Origin of the sequence: Bacillus sp. SIMBA_031 (genome assembly GCF_046535225.1) — a bacterium.
Classification (GTDB): domain Bacteria; phylum Bacillota; class Bacilli; order Bacillales; family Bacillaceae; genus Bacillus; species Bacillus velezensis.
In genome coordinates this window covers 1-228 of the sequence record NZ_JAWRXC010000786.1, presented here as the reverse complement: position 1 = coordinate 228, position 228 = coordinate 1, and the positions used below count along the sequence as shown (strand labels likewise).

General features: G+C 60.5%; 1 protein-coding gene. It reads right to left on the bottom strand.

Features of this window, described 5'->3' with window-relative positions; genetic code table 11:
- Window positions 1-228, bottom strand: a 228-nt coding sequence (locus SB724_RS22200; protein WP_410573292.1) for a substrate-binding domain-containing protein, incomplete at both ends; no start/stop codon positions are given.

Sequence of the window (228 nt, the reverse complement as noted above, 5' to 3'; positions counted from 1 at the left end):
ACGGTGGGATGCGCCGCGAACAATTGGAGGTCGGTCTTTCCTTCGATTGCGTCGATCAGGTTCTCGGTTGCCCACGCGCCCATCTCGTAGTGGGGCAGGGCAACGGTTGTCAGGGCAGGGTAGAGGCTTTCGGCGATGAGCTGCTGGTTGTCGAAACCGACGATTGAAATGTCGTCCGGAATTTTCAGGCCAAGTTCCCCGGCGGCCCTGTACGCGCCCATGGCCATC